The organism is Roseomonas sp. AR75 (assembly GCF_005222815.1).
In the GTDB taxonomy this organism is placed as follows: Bacteria; Pseudomonadota; Alphaproteobacteria; order Acetobacterales; family Acetobacteraceae; genus Falsiroseomonas.
Genome location: NZ_STGB01000002.1, coordinates 21575 through 42947 on the forward strand (window position 1 = coordinate 21575; position 21373 = coordinate 42947).

The following is a 21373-nucleotide window of genomic DNA, read 5'->3' on the forward strand; positions in this document are numbered from 1 at the left end:
AACCCGACCCTCCCCCGCAACGGCGGGAGAGGGAGACGTCAGGCGGAGTGCGCGCGATGACCCAAGTGAAGGCGCTGCTGTTCGACACCTTCGGCACGGTGGTGGATTGGCGCAGCGGCATCGCGCGGGATGCGGCGCCCTTCCTGGCGAAGCACGGAATCGCGGCCGATCCGCACGCCTTCGCCGATGCCTGGCGCAAGCGCTACCGGCCCGCGATGAAGGAGGTGATCGAAGGACGCCGCCCCTTCACCCGGCTGGACGTGCTGCACCGGGAGAACCTGGATGGCGTTCTGCGCGACCTCGGCGCCGATCCCGGTGGCATCCCGGAGGCCGAACTGGACGATCTCAACCGCGCCTGGCACCGGCTGGACCCCTGGCCGGATTCGATCCCCGGCCTGACGCGCCTCAAGAAGAAATACATCATTGCGCCGCTGTCGAATGGGAACATCGCGCTGCTGCTCAACATGGCCAAGCGTGCCGGGTTGCCCTGGGATGCGATCCTCGGCGCGGAGGTGGCGCGGGCCTACAAGCGCGATCCGCGCGCCTATCTGAACACCGCCGAGATCCTCGGGCTGCCGCCCGAAGCCTGCATGCTGGTCGCCGCCCACAACGACGACCTCGCCGCCGCCCGCGGCGTGGGCTTCGCCACCGGCTTCGTGCTGCGCGCCACCGAGCATGGCCCCGCCCAGACCACCAACCTGGCGCCGGAGCAGGATTGGGATGTCGTTGCGGGAAATCTGATGGAGCTGGCGGACAGGCTCGGCTGCCCGGCTTGATCCGGCGCGCAGGGAACGCGAGACTCCGCCCATGTCCTTCCCGCACGACGACAGGCCCTGGGCCGAAGCGGCCGCGTTCCTCCGCGACCGGCTGATGCCGGCCCACCGGCTGGTGGCGCCCGATCCCTTCCGCTTCGTGGTGCCCCGCGCGCTGCGCTTCGCGCAGCTTCGCGCCGAGCGGCCGCGCGGCTTCGACTGGGTGGTGGTGCACAAGGGGCAGCTCGATCGCGTGCCGCGCGGCTTCCTGCTCGCCCTGCCGGAGGAGGCGGTGCCGGTGTTCGGCAACGAGGTCTTCGTGATCTTCGCGACCGCGCCTTCCGCCGACCTGGCCGACCTCGGCGAATCCGACCATGTCCGCGCCTTCCGCAATGCGCTGCCGGAACTCGCAGCGGAGGCCGGCGCGCCCGTGCCGCGGCATGCACCCGAGATCCAGGCGGTGCCGCGGCCCTGGCTGCAGCCGGGTGGCGTTCCCGGCACGGCGCGGGAGCGCGCCTGGCAGGATGAGCTCGACCGGCTGGTGGTGGATTATCTCGGCACCGCGGAGGGTCTTTCGGTGCTCGACATCGGCTGCGGCAGCGGGCGGCTGGCCGGGCTCCTGACCGGCGCGTCCGCGCTGGTCGGGGTGGACCTGGCGGATGATGCGCTGGCGCGGGCACGGGCGCGGCTCGGTGCCCAGCCGGGCCTTGCCTTCGCGCGCATGGATGCGGCGCGGCTCGGCTTTCCCGAGGCGAGCTTCGACACGGCGGTGATGCTCGACGTCGCGGATGGCCTGGCGGACCTGCCGGCGGCGCTGGCGGAGGCGGCGCGCGTGCTGGCGCGCGGCGGGCGGCTGATGCTGACGGCGAGCAACCGCGACAGCCTGCCGCTGCGCGCGTTGCGCCGGCTCGGCCAGAAGGTGCCGCCGGGCGGCCTTTCGGTGCAGGAACTCACGGGCATGCTGCGCGCGGCGGGGCTGACGCCGCTGCGGCTCGATGGCGTGCTGCTGTCGCTGGGCTGGGCGATGCCGGGCGCGTCCAGCGCCTTCGGGCCGCTGGAGGAGGACCCCGAATTCATCGAGGCGTCGCGCATGCTGGGGCGGCGTTGCGGGCCGGACCACGCGCTTGGCATCGCGGTACTGGCGCGGAAATCCTGACTCGCGTCGAGACCGGCCGCACCTTACCTTCCATGGCATGAGCGCCGCGCTGAAAGGCCGCCCGCCGACCAGCCTGGCCGAGTTCCTGGATTGGGAACGCGGGCAGCCGGTCCGGCATGAATGGGACGGGGTGCAGCCGATCGCGATGGTCGGCGGAACCTACCGCCACACGGAAATCGCCAGCCGGCTGTACGACGCGCTGCGCGGCGCCCTGCGCGGCGGGCCGTGCAGCGTAGTCCGGACGGACATGAAGGTGCTGACGGCGCAGGAATCGCGGGTGCGCTACCCGGATCTCGTCGTCACCTGCACGCCGATCCCGTCGCTTGCCGTCGCCGTCCCCGACCCCGTGCTGATCATGGAAGTGCTGTCGGACAGCACGGCAGGGGCGGATCTCGGCGTCAAGCTGGCGGAATACACCGCCCTGCCCTCGCTCCGCCGCTACCTCATCCTCGACACCGAGGACCGCCTCGCTTTGGCCTTCGCGCGGGACCAGGCGTTCCGTCGGGTCGAGCTGCGCGACGTGCTCGACCTGCCGGAATTCGACCTGCGCATCCCGCTCGCGCCACTGTACGAAGGGCTGGTCTGAGGCGCGGCGCACAAGGCGCCGCGCCCTGCCACCTCACTCCGTACGGATCCCGCCCTCGCGGATGATCGGCGTCCAGCGCGCGATCTCGCCCTGGATGAAGCTGGCGAATTGCTGCGGCGTGCCGCCCACGACGGTGCCGGCCTGGGTCTCGAAGATACGCTGCTTCACCGCCTCCATCGCGGCGATCTGGCCGAACACCGCGTTGATGCGGGCGACCAGCGCAGGGTCCATCCCCGCCGGCGCGACGATGCCGTGCCACACCGCCACGCGGAAGCCCGGCAGCACGGAGGAGACCGGCGGCACGTCCGGCAGCAGCGGCGTGCCCTCGGGATTGCCGATGCCGAGCGCCTTCGCATTGCCCTGGCGGATCTGGCCGATGCCGGAGGAGACGGTGGGGAAGCCGAACTGCGCATCGCCGCGGATCAGCGCCGTCACCATCTCGGCGCCGGAGCGATAGGGCACATGCACCATCCTGATGCCGGCCTCCTTCAGGAACAGCGCCATGAACAGGTGGCTGCCATTGCCGTTGCCGGCGGAGGAATAGGTGAAGCCGTCGGGCCGCGCCTTCGCCGCCGCGATCACCTCCGGCATCGTGTTCGCGGTGACGGAGGGATGCTTCATCAGCACCGCCGGCAGATTCACCAGGTGGATGATCGGCGTGAAGGCCGTGGCGGGATCATAGGCGAGGTTCGGGTTCAGCTCCTTGCCGATGGCGTTGGCGCCGACATCGGCCATCATCAGCACGCTGCCGTCCGGCCGCTCGCGCGAGACCGCCAGCCCCGCGATGGTGCCGCCGGCGCCGGCCCGGTTCTCCACCACCAGCGTCTGGCCGCCAGTGACCTCCGGAAAGCGCTGCGCCACGGTGCGGGAGAGCGTGTCGATCGCCCCGCCCGCGCCGAAGGGCACGATCAGCCGGACCGGCCGGTCGGGCCAGGAACCCTGGGCGCGGCTTCCGGCCGGCCAGAGGGCGGGCGCGGCCAGGCCGGCGCTCAGCAACAGCGCGCGGCGGCGCGGCATCAGGGACGTCATGCGGTATCCTCCCGGTTCGAGTGCGGTCGGAAAATGCTGCGCGACGCGCTTGCGCGCAACCGATCGACCGGATGTAGTGCGGAGGCACGCGGGAATCGGATGGTCGCATGACGTGGTCCATCGTTGCGCATGACCCCGGCAGCGGCGCCTTCGCGGTCGCCGTCGCGACCTGCGCCTTCGCCGTGGGGGCCTCCTGCCCCTTCGTCCGGACAGGGGTGGGCGCGGTATCCACGCAGTCCATGACCAACCGCTATCTCGGCCCCGCGGTGCTGGACGGGATGGCGCGCGGCCTGTCGCCGGCGGCAGCGATCGAGGGCGCGCTGGTCGGGGACGAGGGCAAGGGGCTGCGCCAGGTGCATGCGGTGGACCGCCATGGCCGCGCCGCCGCCTTCACGGGCCAGAATTGCGTCGAGTGGTGCGGAGAGATCACCTCGGCCGGCGTCTCCTTCGCCGGCAACATGCTGGCCGGACCGGCGGTGCTGGCGGACACCTATGCCGCCTATGTCACCCATGCCGAATTGCCCCTGCCGGAGCGGCTGCTGATCGCGCTCGATGCCGGCGATGCCGCGGGCGGCGACCGGCGTGGGCGGCAATCCGCGGCACTGGTGATGATCACCACCGAGGATTTCCCGGACCTGTCGCTGCGCGTGGACGACCACGGCCAGCCGCTGGACGAGCTGCGGCGCCTCTACGAGCTGTGGCTGCGGGAGCGTGCGCCCGGGCTGAAGGACCAGCCGAGTCGGGCGCGGCCCTCCGGCACGGTGGACATGGATGCGATCGAGGCGCGCTGGAAGCGCCAGGGTCTCGACCTGAAGTTCAGGCGGTAGCGCCCGGCCGGCGCCGACGCGTCGCAGCGAGCCCGATCAGCCCGGCCCCGAGCAGCAACAGGGAAGCGGGCTCCGGCACCGCCGCGCCGATCTGCACCGTCAGCGTGTCGCCGAAGGTCTGCCCTCCCCAGGACCACACATAGGTGCCGGGCGTCAGGCCGAGCGAGGCGAAGCTCGCCCCGGCGAAGGTCATGCCGTTGCTCAGCGCGGCGCCGGAGACGTAGCCCTGCGGGACGCCGATGATGGCGGCCGCGCCATCGAGATAGACCACGTCGCCGAAGGACGATGTGGCGGCGAGTTCGTCGCCGGAGCCGAAGGATGCGGGGCCGCTGACCAGGTCATAGATCGTGATGTCGCCGGCGGTGGTGAGCCCGGCGGCGCTGCCCTTGATGAGGGCCGGGACAGGGCCTCCGCCACCCGGATTCAGCCCGGAGAGGTTCAGCGTGCCGCTGCCGGTCACCACGACATCGCCGCCCTGCTCGAGGATGGTGAAGGTGAAGGCGGCCTCGGCCGGCGCCGCCAGCCCCGCCGCGACCGGCGCGGCGAGCACCGCCGCGCGGATGGCTCGTCCCAGATCCATCGTCCCGATCCCCTGCCGATGCGGCCGCGAGGTTCCTGCAGTCGCAACGATCTGGCAAGCGCCCGGGCGTCTGGACGCCGCGTTCCCGCGGACGCAGGCTGGCGCCCGATGCGCGCACCCTGGTTGCCGGCCCTTCTCGCCACCCTGTTGATCCAGACCGTCGGCAGCGCCACCAGCCAGTTCGTGCCCGTGGTGGCGCCGCGCATGACCGCGGATCTCGGCGTGCCGCCGGAGATGGTCGGCAACTTCTCCTCGCTGAACACGCTCGGCGCGATCCTCTTCCTGCTGTTCGGCACGCCGCTGGTCGCCGCCTTCGGGCCGGCGCGGCTGCTGCAATGGGGCGTGCTGACGGGCGCGGCGGCACTGACGCTGGTGGCGATGGGGCAGTTCTGGCTGCTGCCCTTCGCGGCGATGCTGATGGGCATCGGCTACGGGCCGACGGGGCCGGCGGGCAGCCGCATCCTGCAGGCCACCGCGCCGCCGCGGCACCGCGTGCTGATCTTCTCGGTCAAGCAGGCCGGGGCGCCGCTGGGCGGCGCGCTGGCGGGGCTGGTGGCGGCGCCGGTGGCGGCAATCTGGGGCTGGCAGGCCGCGATGTTCTGCGGCGTGGCGGCGGCGGTGCTTGCGGCGCTGGCGCTGCAGCCGCTGCGCCATACGCTGGATGCCGAGCGCAACCCCGCCTTCCCGATCCGCGAGGCCTTCACCCTGAAGCGACTGGCGGCGCCGGTGACGACGCTGCGGATGCATCCGGTACTGCCGCCGCTCTGCCTCCAGGCCTTTGCCTTCGCCGCGCTGCAGGGCAGCCTGTTCAGCTTCACCGTGACCTGGCTGGTGGAGGCGCATGGCATGGCGCTGACCACAGCCGGCACGCTCTATGCGGCGATGCAGCTTGCCGGGGTGATCGGCCGGCTGATCCTGGGCTGGGCCGCCGACCGCCTGGGCGACGCGACGCGCAGCCTTGCGGTGCATGGCGTGGCGGCGGCCGGGCTGGCCTGCCTCTGGGTCCTGTTCGGCCCGGGCCTGCCCTTCGCGGCCGCGTTCGCCCTCGCCTTCCTCTGCGGCTTCACCGCGGCGTCCTGGAACGGGATCTTCCTGGCCGAGGTCGCGCGCGTGGTGCCGGCGGATCGCGTGGCGGAGGCCTCCTCCGGCGCGATCATGCTGTGCTTCCTGGGCTATCTGTCCGCGCCGACCGCCTTCGCCTTTGCGGTCAGCCGGACAGGAAGCTGGACCCTGCCCTTCATGCTGGCTTGCGGGCTGCTGGCGACGATCTCCCTGCTTGTCCTGCTCTGGCGGGGTGCGCGCGGCGCGCCGCTGCGGTAGGGACCGCTGCCTGACCAGGGAGGGCATCATGTCCGTCGCACTCGGCATCGTCGGCTTCGGCATCATGGGGGAGCGGCTGCTGCGGGCGGCGCTGAACCACGATCCCGCGGTGCTGCGGCCCGTGGCGGCGTGGGATCCCTCGCCCGCCGCCGCCGCGCGGCTCGCCGAGGTCGCGCCGGGGCTGCCGATGCTGGAATCCGCGGCGGCGGTGATCGCGGCCTGCGACGCGCTCTACGTCGCCTCACCGCCCGCCTCCCACATCGCCCATGCCGAGGCGGCCTTCGCGGCCGGCAGGGCCGTGTTCCTGGAAAAGCCGCTGGCGGCCGACCTGGCCGCGGCGCGTCGCTTCGTCGCGGCGGCGGAGGCGGCGGGGCGGCGCGCGGCGGTGAACTTCCCGATGGCCTCCTCCCCCGCCGTCGCGCAGCTTTCCGCCTGGCGCCGCGATCTCGGCGCGCCGCAGGCGCTGGCCATCCACCTCGCCTTCGCGACCTGGCCGCGCGGCTGGCAGCAGGGTGCGGCGGGGTGGCTGGCCAGGCGCGCGGAAGGCGGCTTCACGCGGGAGGTGCTCTCGCATTTCCTGTTCCTGACGCGTCGCCAGCTCGGCCCCATCGCCGTGCTCTCGCGCGAGGCCACCTTCCCCCCCGGCGACGGCGCGGAGACGGCGATCCGCGCGACTCTCTCGGCCGGCGGTGTACCGGTGGAGGTCACCGGCGGCGTCGGCATCACGGAGGCCGACGACCATAATGAATGGCGGCTGGAGAGTGCGGGCGGCGCGATCCGCCTGCGCGACTGGTCCTATGCCGAGAAGCTGGCCGTGGATGTCGGCTGGCACGCCGCGCCGGATGCGCTGCCGAACGAGCGCATGCGCCCGATGGTGCTGAAGGGGCAGCTCGACAAGCTCGCGGCGCTGACGCGCGGCGAGGCGGTGGACCTGGCGACGCTGCGCGAGGCGCTGGAGGTGCAGGAGGTGGCGGAGGCGATCCTCGGCACTTGAGCCCGGGCGCGCCGCCCCAATCTGGCGGCGCATGCTCCGCCGCGCCCTTCTCGCCCTGCCCTGCCTCGCCGCGCCTGCGCTGGCGCAGCAACGCCTGGTCCCCGTCACGCCGGAACAGCCGCAGGGCGCGGCCCTGGTCGCGCGGCTGCGGCAGGGCGGGCTGGTGCTGTATTTCCGCCATGCCGACACGCGCGGAGAGCCCTGCGATTCCAGCTATCGCATCGGCGACCGCGGGGGGCAGCGCAACATCTCCCCCCTTGGCGTGGAGCAGTCGCGCCGCATTGGCCAGCGCCTCGCGGAGCTCGGCATCCCTGTCGCAAAGCCGGTGCTGGCGGGGCCGGTGTTCCGCGCGCGCGACACGGCGGAGCACGCCTTCGGCGCGGCCGATGTCACCGTGACCGACAGCCTGCTCGCGGACGACTATGCCGGCGCGCGGCTGGACTGGGTGCTGGCGGAGCATCGCCGGCTGTTCGCCGCGGCCCCGCCGGCAGGCACCAACCGCGTGCTGGTGGGCCACCGGACGCCGGGCATCATGGTGTTCGGCGATGCCGTCGCCGGCCGTGCCTTCCCGGAAGGCAGCGGGCTGGTGATCGCACCGCGCGGCGACGGCTTCGCGCTGCTCGGCGTGCTGGAGCTTGCGCCGTTGCCGGGCGGCGGCTTCCACGATTGCGGCTGACGCCAAGCGCATGAAGGTCCGACCGGCGCCCGCCGAAGGCGGGCGAGGCCGCGCATGCGGCGAGCCGAGCGAAGCACCGGCGATGGAGCGCACGAAGGTGAAACCGTCATGCGCTTGGCATGCGACGGGCTACACCTCGAAGGGCAGGCCCACGTAGTTCTCGGCCAGCGTCGTCATCGCGGCACGGCTGGTCGAGACATAGTCCAGCTCCGCCACCTGCACGCGGTGCTCGAAGGGGTCGTCGCCGTCGAAGCGGTGCAGCATGGAGGTCATCCACCAGGAGAAGCGCTGGCCCTTCCAGATGCGACGCAGGCAGATCTCCGCGTAGCGGTCCAGCAGATCCGTCTCGCCCTTCGCATAGAAGCGCTCCAGGCCGCGGGCGAGCACGCGGATGTCGGCGATGGCGAGGTTCATGCCCTTCGCGCCGGTGGGCGGCACGATATGCGCGGCGTCGCCAGCCAGGAACAGGCGGCCATGGCGCATCGTCTCGCAGACGAAGCTGCGCATCGGCGTGACGCCCTTCTGGAAGATCTTTCCTTCTTCCAGTTCCGCCCCGCAGCCGAGGCGCCGGTGCAGTTCATCCCAGATGCGCGCATCGGACCAGAGGGCTAGGTCCTCGTCCGGCGCGCATTGCAGATACAGCCGGCTGACCGTGTTCGATCGCATCGTCGCCAGCGCGAAGCCCTCGGCATGGCGCGCGTAGATCAGCTCCTCGCTGACCGGCCGCGAATGGGAGAGGATGCCGAGCCAGGCGAAGGGATAGACCCGCTCGAAGATGGCGAGGTCGGGAATCGCCGGGCGGCAGATGCCGTGGAAGCCGTCGCAGCCGCCGACGAAGTCGCACTCCACCACCTGCTCGCGGCCCTCGTGGCGGAAGGTGATGCGCGGCGTCGCGCCGGTGACGTCGTGCACCGCGACATCCTCCACCTCGAACAGGATCGGCGCGTGGTCGTGCCGGGCGCCGGCGGCCAGCCGCGCGGCGATCAGGTCCTTCACCACCTCCTGCTGGCCATAGATCGTGACGACCTTGCCGGTCAGGTCGGTCAGCGGGATGCGGTGGCCCACGCCGTCGAAGCGCAGCTCGATGCCGTGATGCACCAGGCCCTCGCGATGCAGGCGGTCGGCGACGCCGGCCTCGGTCAGCGTCTCGACGCTGCCCTGTTCCAGCAGGCCGGCACGCACGCGCTGCTCGACATAGTCGCGCGAGCGCACCTCCAGGACGATGCTGTCGATGCCGGCCAGATGCAGCAGGTGGGACAGCAGCAGTCCCGAAGGACCGGCGCCGATGATGCCGACCTGGGTGCGCATGGGGCCTGCTCCTCCTGCCCGATGGTTGGGTGGGCCAACCTTCCGGTTCCTATGTGCTCATCGGCGGCCGGTTGGCAACCGGAATGCGCGGGCCGAGGATGCGCGCCGGCAGACGCGAAGGGAACGCCAGGATGAGCAAGGTCGCGGTGGTGACGGGGGGCGCGCGGGGCATCGGGCGGGGCTGCGCGCATGCGCTCGCGGAGCGCGGCTTCGACCTGGCGCTGGTGGACCTGCTGGCGCCGGAGATGGCGCGCACCAAGGGCGAGCTGGAAGGTATGGGCGTGCGCTGCCTGACCTTCGAGGCCGATGTCGCCGACCACGCCGCCGCCAGGCGCATCGCCGCCGAGGTGGAGGCGCAATGGGGCCGCTGCGACGTGCTGGTGAACAACGCCGGCAAGGCGAACCCCAAGGGCATCCTGGACTGCACGGAGGAGGAGTTCGACCGCACCATCGCGATCAACCTGAAATCCTGCTTCAACTACATCCAGGCCTTCGTGCCGCTGATGCGCCGGAATGGCGGAGGGCGCATCGTGTCCATGTCCTCGCTGAACGCGCATACCGGCGGCGTGACGAGCGCGGTCAGCAAGTTCTCCTACGCCGCGGCGAAGGCCGGCATCATCGGCATGACGCGGTCCCTGGCGAAGGAGCTGGGGCCGGAGATCGCGATCAACTGCGTCTGCCCTGGCATCATTGAGACCGAGGTCGGCAACAGCCTGACCAAGAGCCGCGGGCCGGAACTGGCGAAGAAGATCGCGCTGGGGCGCGTCGGCAAGCCCGCGGATGTCGCGCGGGTGGTGGCGTTCCTGGCGGCGGAGCAGCCGAACTTCATCACGGGGCAGGACATCAAGATCGACGGCTTCCAGTGGGAGATCTGAGCGTCTGGGCGCGCGCGGCCCCCACCCCGACCCTCCCCCGTAAACGGGGGAGCGAGATGCTGGCGTGATTGCCGTCACCGCGCCGCGTTGTTAGACCCGCCGCCCTACGGAAAGGGCCAGGACATGCGCAGGCACAGGATCGCGGCGATGGGCGGCGACGGCATCGGGCCGGAGGTGATCGCCGCCGGCTGCCGCGTGCTGGATGCGGTGGCGGAAGCCGATGGCGGTTTCGCCTTCACCACCGAGACCTTCGACTGGGGCAGCGCGATGTATCGCGCGACCGGGCGGATGATGCCGGCGGACGGCCTCGATCGCCTCAAGGATTTCGACGCGATCTTCTTCGGCGCCGTCGGCGCGCCCGACATCCCCGACCACATCACGCTGTGGGAGTTGCGGCTGGCGATCTGCCAGGGCTTCGACCAGTACGCGAATGTCCGCCCGACCCGCCTGCTGCCCGGCGTGGTCGGCCCACTGCGCGAGGATCTCGGCCGGCGCATCGACTGGGTGATCGTGCGCGAGAATTCCGAGGGCGAGTATGCCGGCGTCGGCGGACGCGCGCATCGCGGCCTGCCGATCGAGGTCGGCATGGATGTGGCGGTCTTCACCCGCGCCGGTGTCGAGCGGATCTGCCGCTATGCCTGCGAATTGGCGATGACCCGGCCGCGGAAGAAGCTGACCGTCGTGACGAAATCCAACGCGCAGCGCCACGGCCTGGTGATGTGGGACGAGGTCTGCGCGGATGTGACGGGGCAGTTCCCGGAGCTCACCGTGGACAAGATGCTGGTGGACGCCATGACCGCGCGCATGGTGATGAAGCCCGAGACGATCGACACGGTGGTCGCCACCAATTTGCATGCCGACATCCTGTCGGACCTGGCCTCGGCGCTGGCGGGATCGCTTGGCATCGGCGCGACGGGGAACATCGACCCGACGCGCAAGCGGCCTTCGATGTTCGAGCCGATCCACGGCTCGGCCTTCGACATCACCGGCAAGGGCATCGCGAACCCGCTGGGCTCGTTCTGGACGGCATCGATGATGCTGGAGCATCTCGGCGAGGGTGACGCCGCGCGGCGCCTGATGCGCGCGGTGGAGGCGGTCACGGAACGCGGCGAGGTGCTGACGCCCGATCTCGGCGGGCGCGCGACGACGGAAGAGGTGACGGATGCGGTGATCGCCGCGCTGAAGGGCGCGAACGTATAGGACGGTCAAAAAAGCCCTCTCCACCCAAAGGGGGGAGAGGGTGGGGTGAGGGGGGCTTCCAGGTGGCTGACGGTCAGGTCGTCTTGCGCGTCCCCCTCACCCAACCCTCTCCCCCATAAGTGGGGGAGAGGGCTCTCCCGTGCGGGTGGAGAGGGCCTTCACGCCGCCCTCAGCTCGCGCGCCGCAGCCCCGCGCCCTGGGGTCCCGGCAGGTCGATCTCGATCGCCAGCGTGGACATGTCGCCGCCGCGGTCGAGCGAGACATTCACCTTGCCCGGGTCGATGGCGACATACTTCGCCACGACCATCACGATCTCCTGCTGCAGCTTCGGCAGGAAATCCTCGCGCGTGCGGCCGATGCGCTCATGCGCCAGCACGATCTGCAGGCGCTCCTTGGCCTGGTCCGCGGTGGCCTGCTCCGGCTTGCGGGAGCGGAAGAAATCGAGCCAGCTCATCAGGCGGCCCTCCCCCCGAACAGGCGCGAGAAGATGCCCTTCTTCTGCGCTTCCAGGAAACGGTGCTCCACCTTCTCGCCGAGGAAGCGGCCGACCGCATCCTTGTAGGCCTGGCCGGCGATGCTCTCGGCGTCCATCACCACGGGCGTGCCGGTGTTCGACGCGCGCAGCACGCTCTCGCTCTCGGGGATGACGCCGAGCAGCGGGATCGCCAGGATCTCGCGGATGTCGTCGAGCTTGAGCATCTCGCCCTTCTCGACGCGGGCGGGGTCGTAGCGGGTGACGAGCAGATGCTCCTTCACGGGCTCCCGCTTCTCCTCCGCCCGCTTCGACTTCGACTGCAGCACGCCGAGGATGCGGTCGGAATCGCGGACCGAGGAGACCTCGGGGTTGGTCACCACGATCGCCTGGTCGGCGAAATACAGCGCCAGCAGCGCGCCCTTCTCGATGCCGGCGGGGCTGTCGCAGAGGATGTAGTCGTGGTCCTTCGCCAGCTCGTCGATGATCTGGCCGACGCCTTCCTTGGTCAGCGCGTCCTTGTCGCGGGTCTGGCTGGCCGGAAGGATCGAGAGTGAATCGACACGCTTGTCCTTGATCAGCGCCTGGTTCAGCCGCGCCTCGCCCTGGATCACGTTGACGATGTCGAACACCACGCGGCGCTCGACGCCCATGATCAGGTCGAGGTTGCGCAGGCCGACGTCGAAGTCGATCACCACCACCTTCTTGCCGCGCTGCGCGAGGCCGGTGGCGAAGGCGGCCGAGCTGGTGGTCTTGCCGACCCCTCCCTTCCCCGATGTGACGACGATGACTTCCGCCATGCAAACCCCCTGCCTTGTCCCTGTCGCCGACGCTGTCAGGCCAGCGGATCGAAACGCATCTGCTCGCCGATGAGGCGGGCCATCACGGCCTTGCCGATCGGCGCACCGCCGAGGCCTTCCCGCACCGCGTAGTAGCCGGCGATGGAGACGAGCTCGGGGTCGAAATGGGTCGCGAAGATCCGCGCCTCCGTCGCCGACTGGCCGCCGGCGATGGCGCGGCCGAGCAACCGCCCGTACACGTGGATGTTGCCGTCCGCGATGACCTCGGCGCCCGGATTGACCGTGCCGACCACGATCAGGTCGGCGCCCTGCGCCCAGATGCGCGTGCCGGCGCGGACCGGCTGGTCCACGATCATCGCGGGCTTCGCGGCGGCCTGCTGCTGTTGCTGCGGGGCGGGCGGCGGCGCGGGCTCCGGCGGTGCTGCGGCAGGCACGGGTTCCGGCGCGGGCTCGGCCGCGGCGATCTCGGTCGCCTTCCCGCCGGCCATGCGCAGCGGCGGCAGGCCGACGCCCATCGCGGCGTTGCGCATCTCCGGCGTGCCGCCGGTGGTGCCGACGGGCACGATCTCGATGGCGCGCAGCCCCTGCGCCAGCGCGGCGAAGTCGACCTCCTCGGGCCGGGCGCTGATATCGTCCAGCCCGATCACCACGGGGGCGAAGCGCAGAAAGCCCGGGGCGCGGCGGAACTGGTCGCCGATCGCCGGCACCACGACCTCCGCCCGATGATCGAGCAGGCGCAGCACCAGCAGGTTGAAATTGGCCCCGCGGAGCCGGAAGGGCTCTAGGCGGGGGCCGGTGGGCCTGGGCGCAGCGGGCATCGCGGCAATGGTTTCTCGCGCTTGGGGGGCTTTCAGCGTCTATAGCCGTGGCCCCCGCGGCGGCGAAGCCTTCTTCCGCAGCTATTACGGAATCAAGGCGCTTGGCGGGGAAAGCTCAGGCCGCAGGTCAACTGCGACTCGGCGCGGTCAGCCGCCGCGGATGTTGAGGCTGCGCACCAGCTCGCTCCACTTGGCGACCTCCACGCGCAGATGGGCGGCCAGCGCCTCCGGCGAGGTGTCCTCGAATACATCCACCCCGGCGCGCGCCAGGCGCTCCTTCGTCGCGGGATCACGCACCGCGGCGGCCGCGGCGGCGGAGATCGGGCGGATCGCGGCGTCGGGCGTGCCGGCCGGCGCGTAGATGCCATTCCAGGCGGAGCTGTCGTAGCCGGCCACCCCGGCCTCGGCGAGGCTCGGCAGCGCCGGCAGCATGGAGCTGCGCTGCGCGGTGGTCACCGCCAGGCCCCGCACCCGGTTGCCGGCCATCAGCGGCGCCAGCAGCGTCTGGCTGTCGATCATGAAGTCCACGCGCCCGGCGGTGAGGTCGGAGACGCCCTGCGGCGTGGTGCGGTAGGGCACCACGGTGAAGCCGACGCCGGTGATCTTGCGCAGCAGCTCCGCCGAGAGATGGCTGGTCGCGCCGATGCCGGCGGTGCCGAAATTCGCCTCCCCGTTGCGACTGCGCAGCCACGCCAGGAACGAGGGCACGTCGGTGGCGGGGACCGAGGGATGCACGACCACCACGAAGGGCTGGCGCGTGGTGAGCGCCACGGGCGCATAGCTCTCGATCGGGTCGAAGGGGAAATTGGCGTAGAGCGCCTTCATCGCGGTGTGGCCGACGCTGCCGACCATGATGGTGTTGCCGTCCGGCGCGGCGCGCGCAGCCGCGGCGGCGCCGATGGTGCTGCCGGCGCCGCCCATGTTCTCGATCACCATGGGCCGGCCGAGCGCGGGCGACATGAACTCGATCAGGATACGCGCCACCACGTCGGTGAGCCCACCGACGCCGAAGGGCACGATCACCCGGATCGGGCGCGGCGACTGGGCCAGCGCGGGCTTGGCGAGCGGCGTGGCGGCAAGCGTGGCGAGCAGCGCGCGGCGATGGATGGTCATCTCGTTCTCTCCCCCTGTTTCAGGACTGGGGGAGTTTGCTGCAATCTGCGGGCCAGGCCGAGACCCGGAGGCGCGACGTGACCGCATTGCGACTGCAGGAGCCCTTCCGGGCCGTCTTCTACACGCCCTTCTACGCGGCGCTCGCGCGCGGCGATTTCGCGGCGCAGGGCCTGGAGGTGGAGCTGCTGACCGTAGGCGATCCCGACCGGGCCGCGCAGAACCTGCTCGCCGGCGCGGCAGACCTGGCCTGGAGCGGACCGATGCGTGTGATCCGCGAGCAGGCGCGCGAGGGCGGCGGGCCGCTGGTGAGCTTCGGCGCGGTGGTGATGCGCGATCCCTTCCTGCTGCTCGGCCTCGGTGCCCGGCCCGGCTTCACGGTGAAGGATCTCGTGGGGATGACGCTTGGCGTGGTGAGCGAGGTGCCGACGCCCTGGTGGTGCCTGCAATACGATCTGGCGCGCGCCGGCCTTGGCGCCGATGCAGCGCGGGTGGTCACGGGTAACGACATGGCCGCGAACATGGCGGCGGTGGCCGAGGGGAAGCTCCAGGTCGCCATGCTGTTCGAGCCCTTCGCCAGCCTGCTGGAGGATCGCGGCGGCGCGGTGTGGTATGCGCAGGCCTCGCGCGGCCCGACCAGCTACACGGCCTTCTATGCCACCCGCGCCGCGCTGCGCGAGAAGCGGGAGGCGCTGCGCGGCATGGTGCGCGGCATCGCCGCGACGCAGGCCTGGCTGCATGCCGCAACCGCCAAGGAGATCGCCGCGACGGTCGCGCCCTTCTTCGCGGATATCGCGCGGGCGCTGCTGGAACGCGCCATCGCCCGCTACAAGGGCCTCGATCTCTGGAGCCGCACGCCGCATTTCCCGCGCGAGGCCTTCGAGACGCTGCAGGCGGCCATGCTCGGCGCCGGCGCCATCGCCCGCGCGCCGGGATTCGATGCCTGCGTGGACGTGGCGATCGTTGAGGAAGCGCTGGCATGAGCAAGGCGCGGCCGACGCGCGGCGAGTACAGCTTCTTCCTGGAGATCCCGACGCGCTGGATGGACAACGACGTGTATCGGCACGTCAACAACGTGACCTACTATTCCTGGTTCGACACGGTGGTGGCGCGCTTCCTGCTGGGTTCGGGGGCGATCAACCTGGTGGACAGCCCCGTGATCGGCGTGGTGGTGGAAACGCTCTGCCGCTACCACGCGCCGATCGCCTTCCCGGAGACGGTCACCGCCGGGCTGCGGGTGGAGCGGCTGGGCAATACCTCGATCCGCTACGGCATCGCGATCTTCCGCGAGGATGACGACGAGGCCAGCGCGGACGGCCATTTCGTGCATGTCTATGTCGATCGCGCGACGCAGGCGAAGCCCCAGGCGCTGCCGGCCCTGCTGCGGGAGGCTGCGGCGGCGCTGGTGGTGAACGTGGCGGAACGGTAAGTGCGTTGATGCAAAGGGGATCCCCCCACCCCGACCCTCCCCCGCAAGCGCGGGGGAGGGAGATGACGAGGAACCGATATGCCGTCGCTCTCCCGCCTTGCGATCCTTGACGACTACCAGGGCGTCGCGCTGTCCATGGGGCCGTGGGACCGCCTACCGAAATCCCTCTCCATCGAGGTGTTCCGCGACACGCTGAAGGACCGCGAGGCTCTGGTGCAGCGCCTTGCCCCCTTCGACGCCATCCTGGGCATGCGGGAACGCACGCCCTTCCCCGCCGCGCTGATCGAGCGGCTGCCGAATCTCAAGCTGCTGATCACCACGGGCGAGCGCAACCGCGGCTTCGACGTGGCGGCGGCGAAGGCGCGCGGCATCACCGTGAGCGGCACGCCCGGCGCGGGCGCGCCGACGGTGGACATCACCTGGGCGCTGATCCTGAACCTGCTGCGCAACGTGCCGGCGGAGATGGAGAGCCTGCGCGCCGGCCGCTGGCAGACCACCGTCGGCACCTCTGCCGGCGGGCTGACGCTCGGCGTGGTCGGGCTCGGCAAGCTCGGCACGCGGGTGGCGGCGGTGGGCAAGGCGCTGGGGATGAAGGTCATCGCCTGGAGCCAGAACCTGACGCCGGAGAAGGCCGAAGCTGCCGGCGTGGCGTATGCGACGAAGGAGGAGCTTTTCGCCCGCGCCGATGTCGTCACGCTGCATGTGATTCTCTCGGACCGTTCGCGCGGCCTGGTCGGCGCGGCGGACCTGGCGCGGATGAAGCCCGGCGCGATCATCGTGAACACCTCCCGCGCGCCGCTGATCGACCAGGCCGCGCTGATCGCCGCGCTCAACGAGCGCAGAATCCGCGCCGGGCTCGACGTGTTCGACGACGAGCCGCTGCCGCCGGACGCGCCGATCCTCGCCTGCCCGAACACGATGCTGACGCCGCATCTCGGCTATGTCTCGAGCCAGGCCTATGCCGCCTATTTCGAGGGCGCCGTTGCGGCGATCGAGGGCTACATGGCCGGCAAGCCCGTGATGGAACTGCCGGCATGAGCCCCCTCCCCGGCTTCTGGGCCGCCGCCAGCCAGGCGGAGCGCGACGCCGCCTATGACAATGCCGGCGCCGTCGACGACAGCCCCGCGCTGATCGCCGAGCGCAACGCCGCCGCCGCCGCCTTCCGCGCCGCGCATGCCGGGCATCTCGACCTGCGCTTCGGCGACAGCGAACGCGAGGCCTGGGACATCTTCCCCGGCCGCGACCCGCACGCGCCCTGCCTGGTCTTCATCCATGGCGGCTACTGGCAGCGCAACCGGCGCGAGGATTTTGCCCACCTCGCCGAAGGCGCGCTGGCGATGGGCTGGAGCTTCGCCTGCAACGGCTACACGCTGGCGCCCGAAGCCTCGCTGACGCGCATCGCCTGGCAGGTGCAGGCGGCGCTGGACTGGCTCTCGGCGCATGGCGCGGAACACGGCATCGCCGGGCCGCTGGTTGCCTCGGGCTGGTCGGCGGGCGGGCATCTGACGGCGCTGGCGCTGGAGCATCCCGCGGTGACGGCGGGCCTCGCCATCTCCGGCATCTTCGAACTCGCGCCGATCCGCGACACCAACCTCAACGCCGCGCTGAAGCTGACCGAGGAGCAGATCGCGGAACTCTCCCCGATGCGCCGGCCGATCGTCCAGAAGCCGCTGGCGATCGCCTATGGCAGCGCGGAGCTGCCGGAACTCTGCCGCCAGTCGCGCGACTTCCACGCGCTGCGCAGCGCCGCGCATGCGCCGGGCCCGCTGGTGCCGGTGCCGGGCGCCGATCATTTCCGCGTGCTGGAGGCGCTGCGCGTGCCGGATGGCAGCCTGCTGCGCGTGGCGGCGACGCTGCTGAGCTAATCCAGCATCGGCGGCCGCTTGGCGCCGAGATCCACCTCCGCCACCAGCGGCAGGTGGTCTGAGGCGCGGCGCGCCAACGGCGTGTCATGCGCGCGCACGGCCGGGATAAGGCCGGGGCGGTCGCCCATGATGCGGTCGAGCGACAGCGCGGGACCGAAAGAGGGGAAGGTCGGGGCACGTAGCGGCGTGCCGAAGACCGGGCGCAGCACCTCCAGCGCCGCACCGCCGTCGCGCCGCTCGTTCAGGTCGCCGAGCAGCAGCGTCGGCAGCGCGGAGCCGACGCCGTCCCGCATCGCCTGCAGCAGCCGCCGCGCCTGCTCCCGGCGCCGCTCCGCGCCCAGGCTGAGATGCGTCGCGAGCAGGCGGAACGGCCCGTGGCCCAGGTCGAGCTCCGCCATGATGGCGCCGCGCGGCTCCATGCCGCCGAGGCGGATGCCCACAGGCGCCCGCAGCACGCGCGCATACTGCGTCACCAGCAGCACGTTGCCGCGCCACCCGAGATGCTCCGGCCGCTGCGTTACTGCCAGCGGGCGCAGGCCGAGGCAGGCGAGGATGCGAGCGTCGAGCATGTCGGCGCCGGGGCGCAGCCAGTGCTGCGCCTCCTGCAGGGCGATGACCTCCGCGCCGAGATCCGCGACCACGTCGAGGATGCGGCGTGGATTGTACCAGCCCGCCGCGCCCCAGCCGCGATGGATGTTGTAGGTGGCGACCCGCACTCAGCGCGCGGTCCCGAAGCGGTGCCAGAGCGCCGCGCCGGCGGCGCTGCCCGACGCGGTCAGCAGCACATCCGTCCAGGTGTCGCGCCAGTCGCCGATGATCGCGATGGCCCATTCGAACGCCTCCCACGCGACACCCAGCGCCAGGCCGAAGCCGGCGCCGACCAACGCCATGCGCCCTGCGCCACGCTGCCGGCCATCGGCGAGCAGCAGCGCGGCGAACACCGCGCCGGCCAGCACGCCGCTGAGCAGGTGCACGACCTCGTCATAGGGGTTCACGCCATAAAAGTAGTTCAGCCCGTAGCCGGGGCTGGCGAGCAGCGTGGCGAGCACCGGGGCGCTGTCGAGCGTCCGCGGCAGGGCGCGCAGGCGCCAGGGCAGGGCCTGCATCCGCTCGCGCGGCGGCAGGATCAGGCCCAGGCAGCCGAGCAGCGCCGCGGCGGTGCCGATGGCGGCGCTGCGCTTCTCGGCCGACCACAGCAGCAGGATCACCGCGGCGAGCGCACCGAGGCAGAGCCAGGTCAACACGGCATGTCGCCGCAAATCCTGCCGCGTCAGCAGCGCCAATCGAGCCTCCCGGTCAGCGGCTTCTGCCGCACAGGCCATGAACGCGGGCGCGCCTCCCTGGTGGCATGGCGCGACCCTTCCCCCTGCCTCACGCGCCGCGCTAGCCTCGGTTCCATGCCGACCATCGCCGCGATCCAGGCCTTCCCGATCCGAAGCGACCTGGTCGGCGGCCCGCCGCGCACCAAACCGCGCCGTCCCAGCTGGAACGGCAAGGCCGAGGTCGCCGGGCCGATGGCGCGGCATGCGCGCTTCAAGGTGGACCGGACGATCTGGCGACCCTCCTGGCCCGGCGTCGGCTGCCTGGTGACGGCCAGCGACGGCACATGGGGCTTCGGCATCACGCGCTATGCGGGGCCGGTGATCCCCACCATCGAGAGCCACCTGGCGCCGCTGCTGATCGGCGAGGATGCGCTGGCGACCGAGACGCTGTGGGACATGATGGCCCGCATGGCCTCGCCTTATTCCGCCGCCGGGCTGGCGTCCTACGCGATCAGCGCGGTGGACCTCGCGCTGTGGGACCTCAAGGGCAAGATCCTGGGGCAGCCGGTGTGGCGGCTGATCGGCGGGCCGGCGCGGCGCGCCATCCCCTGCTACGCCACCGGCGGCGACACGGACTGGCACATGGAACTCGGCTTCCGCGCCACCAAGCTGCCGCTGCCCTATGGCCCGGCCGACGGCCTGCCCGGGCTGAACCGCAACGAGGACCTGGTCGCGCGCACGCGGGAGATGATCGGCCGCGACGTGGAGCTGATGCTGGATTGCTGGATGGCGCTCGACGTCGAATACGCCGTACGCTTGGCCGAACGGCTGCGCCCGCATGGCCTGCGCTGGATCGAGGACTGCCTCATCCCGGAGGACATGGACGGTCAGGAATCGCTCAGAAAGCGTCTGCCCTGGATGGGGCTGGCGACGGGCGAGCACTGGTACATGCCGCCGCCCTTCCTGCATGCCGCGGCGCGCCGCATGGCCGACGTGCTGCAGCCCGACATCGCCTGGGCCGGCGGGCTGACGGCGCTGCTGCGCATCCACGCCATCGCGGATGCCGCCGGCATCGCGGTGATCCCGCATGCGGGGATGAACACGCCCTATGGCCAGCATCTCGGCTTCGCCATGCCGGGCGCGCCGATGGGCGAGATGTTCGTGGGCACCGCCCCCGGCATTCCGCTGGAGGAGACGCGGCTGTTCCCCGGCATGGCCGTGCCGGCGGAGGGCGATCTCGTGCCGAACGACGCGCCCGGCTTCGGACTCGGCGCCACGCTCGATGACATAGCGGCGATGAAGCCGTGAAGGAGGAAGGTCCATGTTGCTGAACCGTCGCTTCCTGCTGGCCGCCGGCGGCGCGCTGGCGCTGCCCGCCATCGCCCGTGCGCAGGACGGGCCGGTGCGCATCGTCGTCCCCGCCCCGCCCGGCGCCTTCAACGACGGGCTGGCGCGGCTGCTGGCGGATCGCCTTCCGGCGGGTCTCGGCCAGTCCGTCGTCGTGGACAACAAGGCTGGCGCGGGCGGCATGATCGGCACGCGGGAGGTGGTGCAGGCGCGGCCCGACGGGCGGACCATCGGCATCGCCAACACCGCGACCATGGCGATCAACCCGCATCTCTTCACCAATGCCGGCTACGACCCGCTGCGCGACCTGACGCCGGTGGCGGGCTGCGCGCAGATCATGATCGTCATGGTCGCCTCGCAGAAGCTGAACGTCTCCTCCGTGGCCGAGCTGGTGGCGGCGGCGAAGGCGCGGCCGGGGGCGCTGAACTACGCCTCCGCCGGGATCGGCGGCAGCACGCATCTGGCTTTCGAGCTGTTCAAGCTGCGCGCGGGCGTGGACATCACCCACGTCCCCTATCGCGGCGCCGCGCCGGTCGCGACGGCACTGCTGGCGAAGGAGATCGACGTCGCCTTCGAGGGCGTGCCGCTGCTGCTGCCGCATATCCAGGCCGGCACGCTGAAGCCGCTCGCGGTCTCCGGCGCCGAGCGCCATCCCGCGCTGCCGAACGTGCCGACGATGAGGGAAGCCGGCATCGACTACGAGATGGCGATCTGGTTCGGCCTGGTCGCGCCGAACGGCGTGGCGGCGCCGGTGCTGGCGAAGCTGGAGGCGGAGACGCTGAAGGTGATGCGCGACCCGGCGATGGCGGCCCGCGTCGCCGACCAGGGCGCACGCGTGACGCCGCGCAGCGCGGCGGAGTTCGGCGCCTTCATGCGGGCGGAGAACGCCAAGTTCGGCGAGGTGGTGCGCGCGGCGAACATCCAGGCGCAGTAGCCGCCGAACGCCACGGGCCGGCTGCGGCGCCGC

Annotated in this window: 24 protein-coding genes; 15 read left to right on the forward strand and 9 right to left on the reverse strand. The window is 71.6% G+C overall.

What is annotated here, in order from left to right:
* The first annotated feature begins 56 nt into the window (after window positions 1-56).
* Genes E4T13_RS08020 through E4T13_RS08030 form a run of 3 tightly spaced genes read left to right on the forward strand, consistent with a single transcriptional unit; the run spans window position 57 to window position 2494 of the window.
* Complete coding sequence (locus E4T13_RS08020; RefSeq protein WP_137177773.1) at window positions 57-776, forward strand: haloacid dehalogenase type II; 720 nt, start codon at window positions 57-59, stop codon at window positions 774-776.
* A gap of 31 nt (window positions 777-807) precedes the next feature.
* On the forward strand, window positions 808-1908 hold the full coding sequence (locus E4T13_RS08025; RefSeq protein ID WP_137177774.1) for a class I SAM-dependent methyltransferase: 1101 nt from the start codon (window positions 808-810) through the stop codon (window positions 1906-1908).
* A gap of 37 nt (window positions 1909-1945) precedes the next feature.
* Window positions 1946-2494, forward strand: a complete 549-nt coding sequence (locus E4T13_RS08030; protein ID WP_170984871.1) for a Uma2 family endonuclease — start codon at window positions 1946-1948, stop codon at window positions 2492-2494.
* Between the two features lie 33 nt (window positions 2495-2527).
* Here E4T13_RS08030 and E4T13_RS08035 read toward each other — a convergent pair whose 3' ends face one another.
* Window positions 2528-3523, reverse strand: a complete 996-nt coding sequence (locus tag E4T13_RS08035) for a tripartite tricarboxylate transporter substrate binding protein (protein ID WP_240791039.1) — start codon at window positions 3521-3523, stop codon at window positions 2528-2530.
* Between the two features lie 107 nt (window positions 3524-3630).
* Here E4T13_RS08035 and E4T13_RS08040 point away from each other — a divergent pair, with 107 nt between their 5' ends.
* Window positions 3631-4350 (forward strand): DUF1028 domain-containing protein, encoded by a 720-nt coding sequence (locus E4T13_RS08040; RefSeq protein WP_137177776.1) that lies wholly within the window; start codon window positions 3631-3633, stop codon window positions 4348-4350.
* On the opposite strand, the gene E4T13_RS30420 is transcribed toward E4T13_RS08040, so the two are convergent.
* The gene (locus E4T13_RS30420) at window positions 4340-4930 is read right to left on the reverse strand and encodes a PEP-CTERM sorting domain-containing protein (RefSeq protein ID WP_137177777.1); all 591 of its coding nucleotides are present in this window, start codon (window positions 4928-4930) and stop codon (window positions 4340-4342) included. The genes E4T13_RS08040 and E4T13_RS30420 overlap by 11 nt on opposite strands.
* Window positions 4931-5038: 108 nt before the next feature.
* Here E4T13_RS30420 and E4T13_RS08050 point away from each other — a divergent pair, with 108 nt between their 5' ends.
* The 3 genes from E4T13_RS08050 to E4T13_RS08060 are packed head-to-tail and all read left to right on the forward strand — an operon-like array spanning window position 5039 to window position 7920.
* Window positions 5039-6250 carry an MFS transporter gene (locus tag E4T13_RS08050; protein ID WP_170984872.1) on the forward strand — a complete coding sequence of 404 codons (1212 nt, stop codon included), beginning with the start codon at window positions 5039-5041 and terminating at the stop codon, window positions 6248-6250.
* Window positions 6251-6278: 28 nt separating this feature from the next.
* Entirely contained in the window at window positions 6279-7244 is a 966-nt protein-coding gene (locus tag E4T13_RS08055) for a Gfo/Idh/MocA family oxidoreductase (RefSeq protein WP_170984873.1), read from the forward strand.
* 31 nt (window positions 7245-7275) lie between these two features.
* Window positions 7276-7920 carry a histidine phosphatase family protein gene (locus E4T13_RS08060; protein ID WP_137177779.1) on the forward strand — a complete coding sequence of 215 codons (645 nt, stop codon included), beginning with the start codon at window positions 7276-7278 and terminating at the stop codon, window positions 7918-7920.
* A 129-nt stretch (window positions 7921-8049) separates the two neighbouring features.
* On the opposite strand, the gene pobA is transcribed toward E4T13_RS08060, so the two are convergent.
* Window positions 8050-9228, reverse strand: coding sequence for a 4-hydroxybenzoate 3-monooxygenase (gene pobA / locus E4T13_RS08065; protein ID WP_137177780.1), 1179 nt, complete (start codon window positions 9226-9228; stop codon window positions 8050-8052).
* A gap of 131 nt (window positions 9229-9359) precedes the next feature.
* Between pobA and E4T13_RS08070 the strand changes: the two genes are divergently transcribed.
* Window positions 9360-10103, forward strand: coding sequence for an SDR family NAD(P)-dependent oxidoreductase (locus E4T13_RS08070; RefSeq protein WP_137177781.1), 744 nt, complete (start codon window positions 9360-9362; stop codon window positions 10101-10103).
* Between the two features lie 123 nt (window positions 10104-10226).
* Complete coding sequence (locus E4T13_RS08075) at window positions 10227-11303, forward strand: tartrate dehydrogenase (RefSeq protein ID WP_137177782.1); 1077 nt, start codon at window positions 10227-10229, stop codon at window positions 11301-11303.
* Window positions 11304-11472: 169 nt separating this feature from the next.
* On the opposite strand, the gene minE is transcribed toward E4T13_RS08075, so the two are convergent.
* The 4 genes from minE to E4T13_RS08095 all read right to left on the reverse strand — a co-directional run bounded on the left by minE (window position 11473) and on the right by E4T13_RS08095 (window position 14506).
* Window positions 11473-11757: a cell division topological specificity factor MinE gene (gene minE, locus E4T13_RS08080; protein ID WP_137177783.1), complete on the reverse strand. Its 285-nt coding sequence runs from the start codon at window positions 11755-11757 to the stop codon at window positions 11473-11475.
* Entirely contained in the window at window positions 11757-12575 is an 819-nt protein-coding gene (minD, locus tag E4T13_RS08085) for a septum site-determining protein MinD (protein WP_137177784.1), read from the reverse strand. Before minD ends, minE begins: the two co-directional genes overlap by 1 nt.
* A gap of 35 nt (window positions 12576-12610) precedes the next feature.
* The gene (minC, locus tag E4T13_RS08090; RefSeq protein WP_137177785.1) at window positions 12611-13393 is read right to left on the reverse strand and encodes a septum site-determining protein MinC; all 783 of its coding nucleotides are present in this window, start codon (window positions 13391-13393) and stop codon (window positions 12611-12613) included.
* Between the two features lie 147 nt (window positions 13394-13540).
* The gene (locus E4T13_RS08095) at window positions 13541-14506 is read right to left on the reverse strand and encodes a tripartite tricarboxylate transporter substrate binding protein (protein WP_170984874.1); all 966 of its coding nucleotides are present in this window, start codon (window positions 14504-14506) and stop codon (window positions 13541-13543) included.
* A gap of 77 nt (window positions 14507-14583) precedes the next feature.
* Between E4T13_RS08095 and E4T13_RS08100 the strand changes: the two genes are divergently transcribed.
* From E4T13_RS08100 to E4T13_RS08115, 4 genes are all read left to right on the forward strand, one after another.
* Window positions 14584-15486 carry an ABC transporter substrate-binding protein gene (locus tag E4T13_RS08100; RefSeq protein WP_170984875.1) on the forward strand — a complete coding sequence of 301 codons (903 nt, stop codon included), beginning with the start codon at window positions 14584-14586 and terminating at the stop codon, window positions 15484-15486.
* Complete coding sequence (locus tag E4T13_RS08105) at window positions 15483-15932, forward strand: thioesterase family protein (protein WP_137177788.1); 450 nt, start codon at window positions 15483-15485, stop codon at window positions 15930-15932. The genes E4T13_RS08100 and E4T13_RS08105 overlap by 4 nt, the downstream gene beginning before the upstream one ends.
* Before the next feature lie 78 nt (window positions 15933-16010).
* The gene (locus tag E4T13_RS08110; RefSeq protein WP_137177789.1) at window positions 16011-16970 is read left to right on the forward strand and encodes a D-2-hydroxyacid dehydrogenase family protein; all 960 of its coding nucleotides are present in this window, start codon (window positions 16011-16013) and stop codon (window positions 16968-16970) included.
* Window positions 16967-17797: an alpha/beta hydrolase gene (locus E4T13_RS08115; RefSeq protein ID WP_137177790.1), complete on the forward strand. Its 831-nt coding sequence runs from the start codon at window positions 16967-16969 to the stop codon at window positions 17795-17797. Before E4T13_RS08110 ends, E4T13_RS08115 begins: the two co-directional genes overlap by 4 nt.
* Here the strand turns inward: E4T13_RS08115 and E4T13_RS29795 are convergent.
* Together E4T13_RS29795 and E4T13_RS29800 are read right to left on the reverse strand one after the other, a co-directional pair.
* Window positions 17794-18513 carry an endonuclease/exonuclease/phosphatase family protein gene (locus E4T13_RS29795; RefSeq protein WP_170984876.1) on the reverse strand — a complete coding sequence of 240 codons (720 nt, stop codon included), beginning with the start codon at window positions 18511-18513 and terminating at the stop codon, window positions 17794-17796. The two genes, E4T13_RS08115 and E4T13_RS29795, sit on opposite strands and share 4 nt — an antisense overlap.
* Window positions 18514-19080 (reverse strand): DUF2238 domain-containing protein, encoded by a 567-nt coding sequence (locus E4T13_RS29800; RefSeq protein ID WP_170984877.1) that lies wholly within the window; start codon window positions 19078-19080, stop codon window positions 18514-18516.
* 114 nt (window positions 19081-19194) lie between these two features.
* On the opposite strand from E4T13_RS29800, the gene E4T13_RS29805 reads away from it, so the two are divergent.
* Both E4T13_RS29805 and E4T13_RS08130 read left to right on the forward strand, forming a co-directional pair.
* The gene (locus E4T13_RS29805) at window positions 19195-20367 is read left to right on the forward strand and encodes an enolase C-terminal domain-like protein (RefSeq protein WP_170984878.1); all 1173 of its coding nucleotides are present in this window, start codon (window positions 19195-19197) and stop codon (window positions 20365-20367) included.
* Window positions 20368-20380: 13 nt separating this feature from the next.
* Window positions 20381-21340 (forward strand): tripartite tricarboxylate transporter substrate binding protein, encoded by a 960-nt coding sequence (locus E4T13_RS08130; RefSeq protein ID WP_137177793.1) that lies wholly within the window; start codon window positions 20381-20383, stop codon window positions 21338-21340.
* The last annotated feature ends 33 nt before the right edge of the window (window positions 21341-21373 follow it).

What these genes read in the sequence shown, in the direction of transcription:
- E4T13_RS08020 (WP_137177773.1), top strand. Translation starts at nt 57, where the DNA reads ATGACCCAAGTGAAGGCGCTGCTGTTCGACACCTTCGGCACGGTGGTG.
- E4T13_RS08025 (WP_137177774.1), top strand. Translation starts at nt 808, where the DNA reads ATGTCCTTCCCGCACGACGACAGGCCCTGGGCCGAAGCGGCCGCGTTC.
- E4T13_RS08030 (WP_170984871.1), top strand. Translation starts at nt 1,946, where the DNA reads ATGAGCGCCGCGCTGAAAGGCCGCCCGCCGACCAGCCTGGCCGAGTTC.
- E4T13_RS08035 (WP_240791039.1), bottom strand. Translation starts at nt 3,523, where the DNA reads ATGACGTCCCTGATGCCGCGCCGCCGCGCGCTGTTGCTGAGCGCCGGC.
- E4T13_RS08040 (WP_137177776.1), top strand. Translation starts at nt 3,631, where the DNA reads ATGACGTGGTCCATCGTTGCGCATGACCCCGGCAGCGGCGCCTTCGCG.
- E4T13_RS30420 (WP_137177777.1), bottom strand. Translation starts at nt 4,930, where the DNA reads ATGGATCTGGGACGAGCCATCCGCGCGGCGGTGCTCGCCGCGCCGGTC.
- E4T13_RS08050 (WP_170984872.1), top strand. Translation starts at nt 5,039, where the DNA reads ATGCGCGCACCCTGGTTGCCGGCCCTTCTCGCCACCCTGTTGATCCAG.
- E4T13_RS08055 (WP_170984873.1), top strand. Translation starts at nt 6,279, where the DNA reads ATGTCCGTCGCACTCGGCATCGTCGGCTTCGGCATCATGGGGGAGCGG.
- E4T13_RS08060 (WP_137177779.1), top strand. Translation starts at nt 7,276, where the DNA reads ATGCTCCGCCGCGCCCTTCTCGCCCTGCCCTGCCTCGCCGCGCCTGCG.
- pobA (WP_137177780.1), bottom strand. Translation starts at nt 9,228, where the DNA reads ATGCGCACCCAGGTCGGCATCATCGGCGCCGGTCCTTCGGGACTGCTG.
- E4T13_RS08070 (WP_137177781.1), top strand. Translation starts at nt 9,360, where the DNA reads ATGAGCAAGGTCGCGGTGGTGACGGGGGGCGCGCGGGGCATCGGGCGG.
- E4T13_RS08075 (WP_137177782.1), top strand. Translation starts at nt 10,227, where the DNA reads ATGCGCAGGCACAGGATCGCGGCGATGGGCGGCGACGGCATCGGGCCG.
- minE (WP_137177783.1), bottom strand. Translation starts at nt 11,757, where the DNA reads ATGAGCTGGCTCGATTTCTTCCGCTCCCGCAAGCCGGAGCAGGCCACC.
- minD (WP_137177784.1), bottom strand. Translation starts at nt 12,575, where the DNA reads ATGGCGGAAGTCATCGTCGTCACATCGGGGAAGGGAGGGGTCGGCAAG.
- minC (WP_137177785.1), bottom strand. Translation starts at nt 13,393, where the DNA reads ATGCCCGCTGCGCCCAGGCCCACCGGCCCCCGCCTAGAGCCCTTCCGG.
- E4T13_RS08095 (WP_170984874.1), bottom strand. Translation starts at nt 14,506, where the DNA reads ATGACCATCCATCGCCGCGCGCTGCTCGCCACGCTTGCCGCCACGCCG.
- E4T13_RS08105 (WP_137177788.1), top strand. Translation starts at nt 15,483, where the DNA reads ATGAGCAAGGCGCGGCCGACGCGCGGCGAGTACAGCTTCTTCCTGGAG.
- E4T13_RS08110 (WP_137177789.1), top strand. Translation starts at nt 16,011, where the DNA reads ATGCCGTCGCTCTCCCGCCTTGCGATCCTTGACGACTACCAGGGCGTC.
- E4T13_RS08115 (WP_137177790.1), top strand. Translation starts at nt 16,967, where the DNA reads ATGAGCCCCCTCCCCGGCTTCTGGGCCGCCGCCAGCCAGGCGGAGCGC.
- E4T13_RS29805 (WP_170984878.1), top strand. Translation starts at nt 19,195, where the DNA reads ATGCCGACCATCGCCGCGATCCAGGCCTTCCCGATCCGAAGCGACCTG.
- E4T13_RS08130 (WP_137177793.1), top strand. Translation starts at nt 20,381, where the DNA reads ATGTTGCTGAACCGTCGCTTCCTGCTGGCCGCCGGCGGCGCGCTGGCG.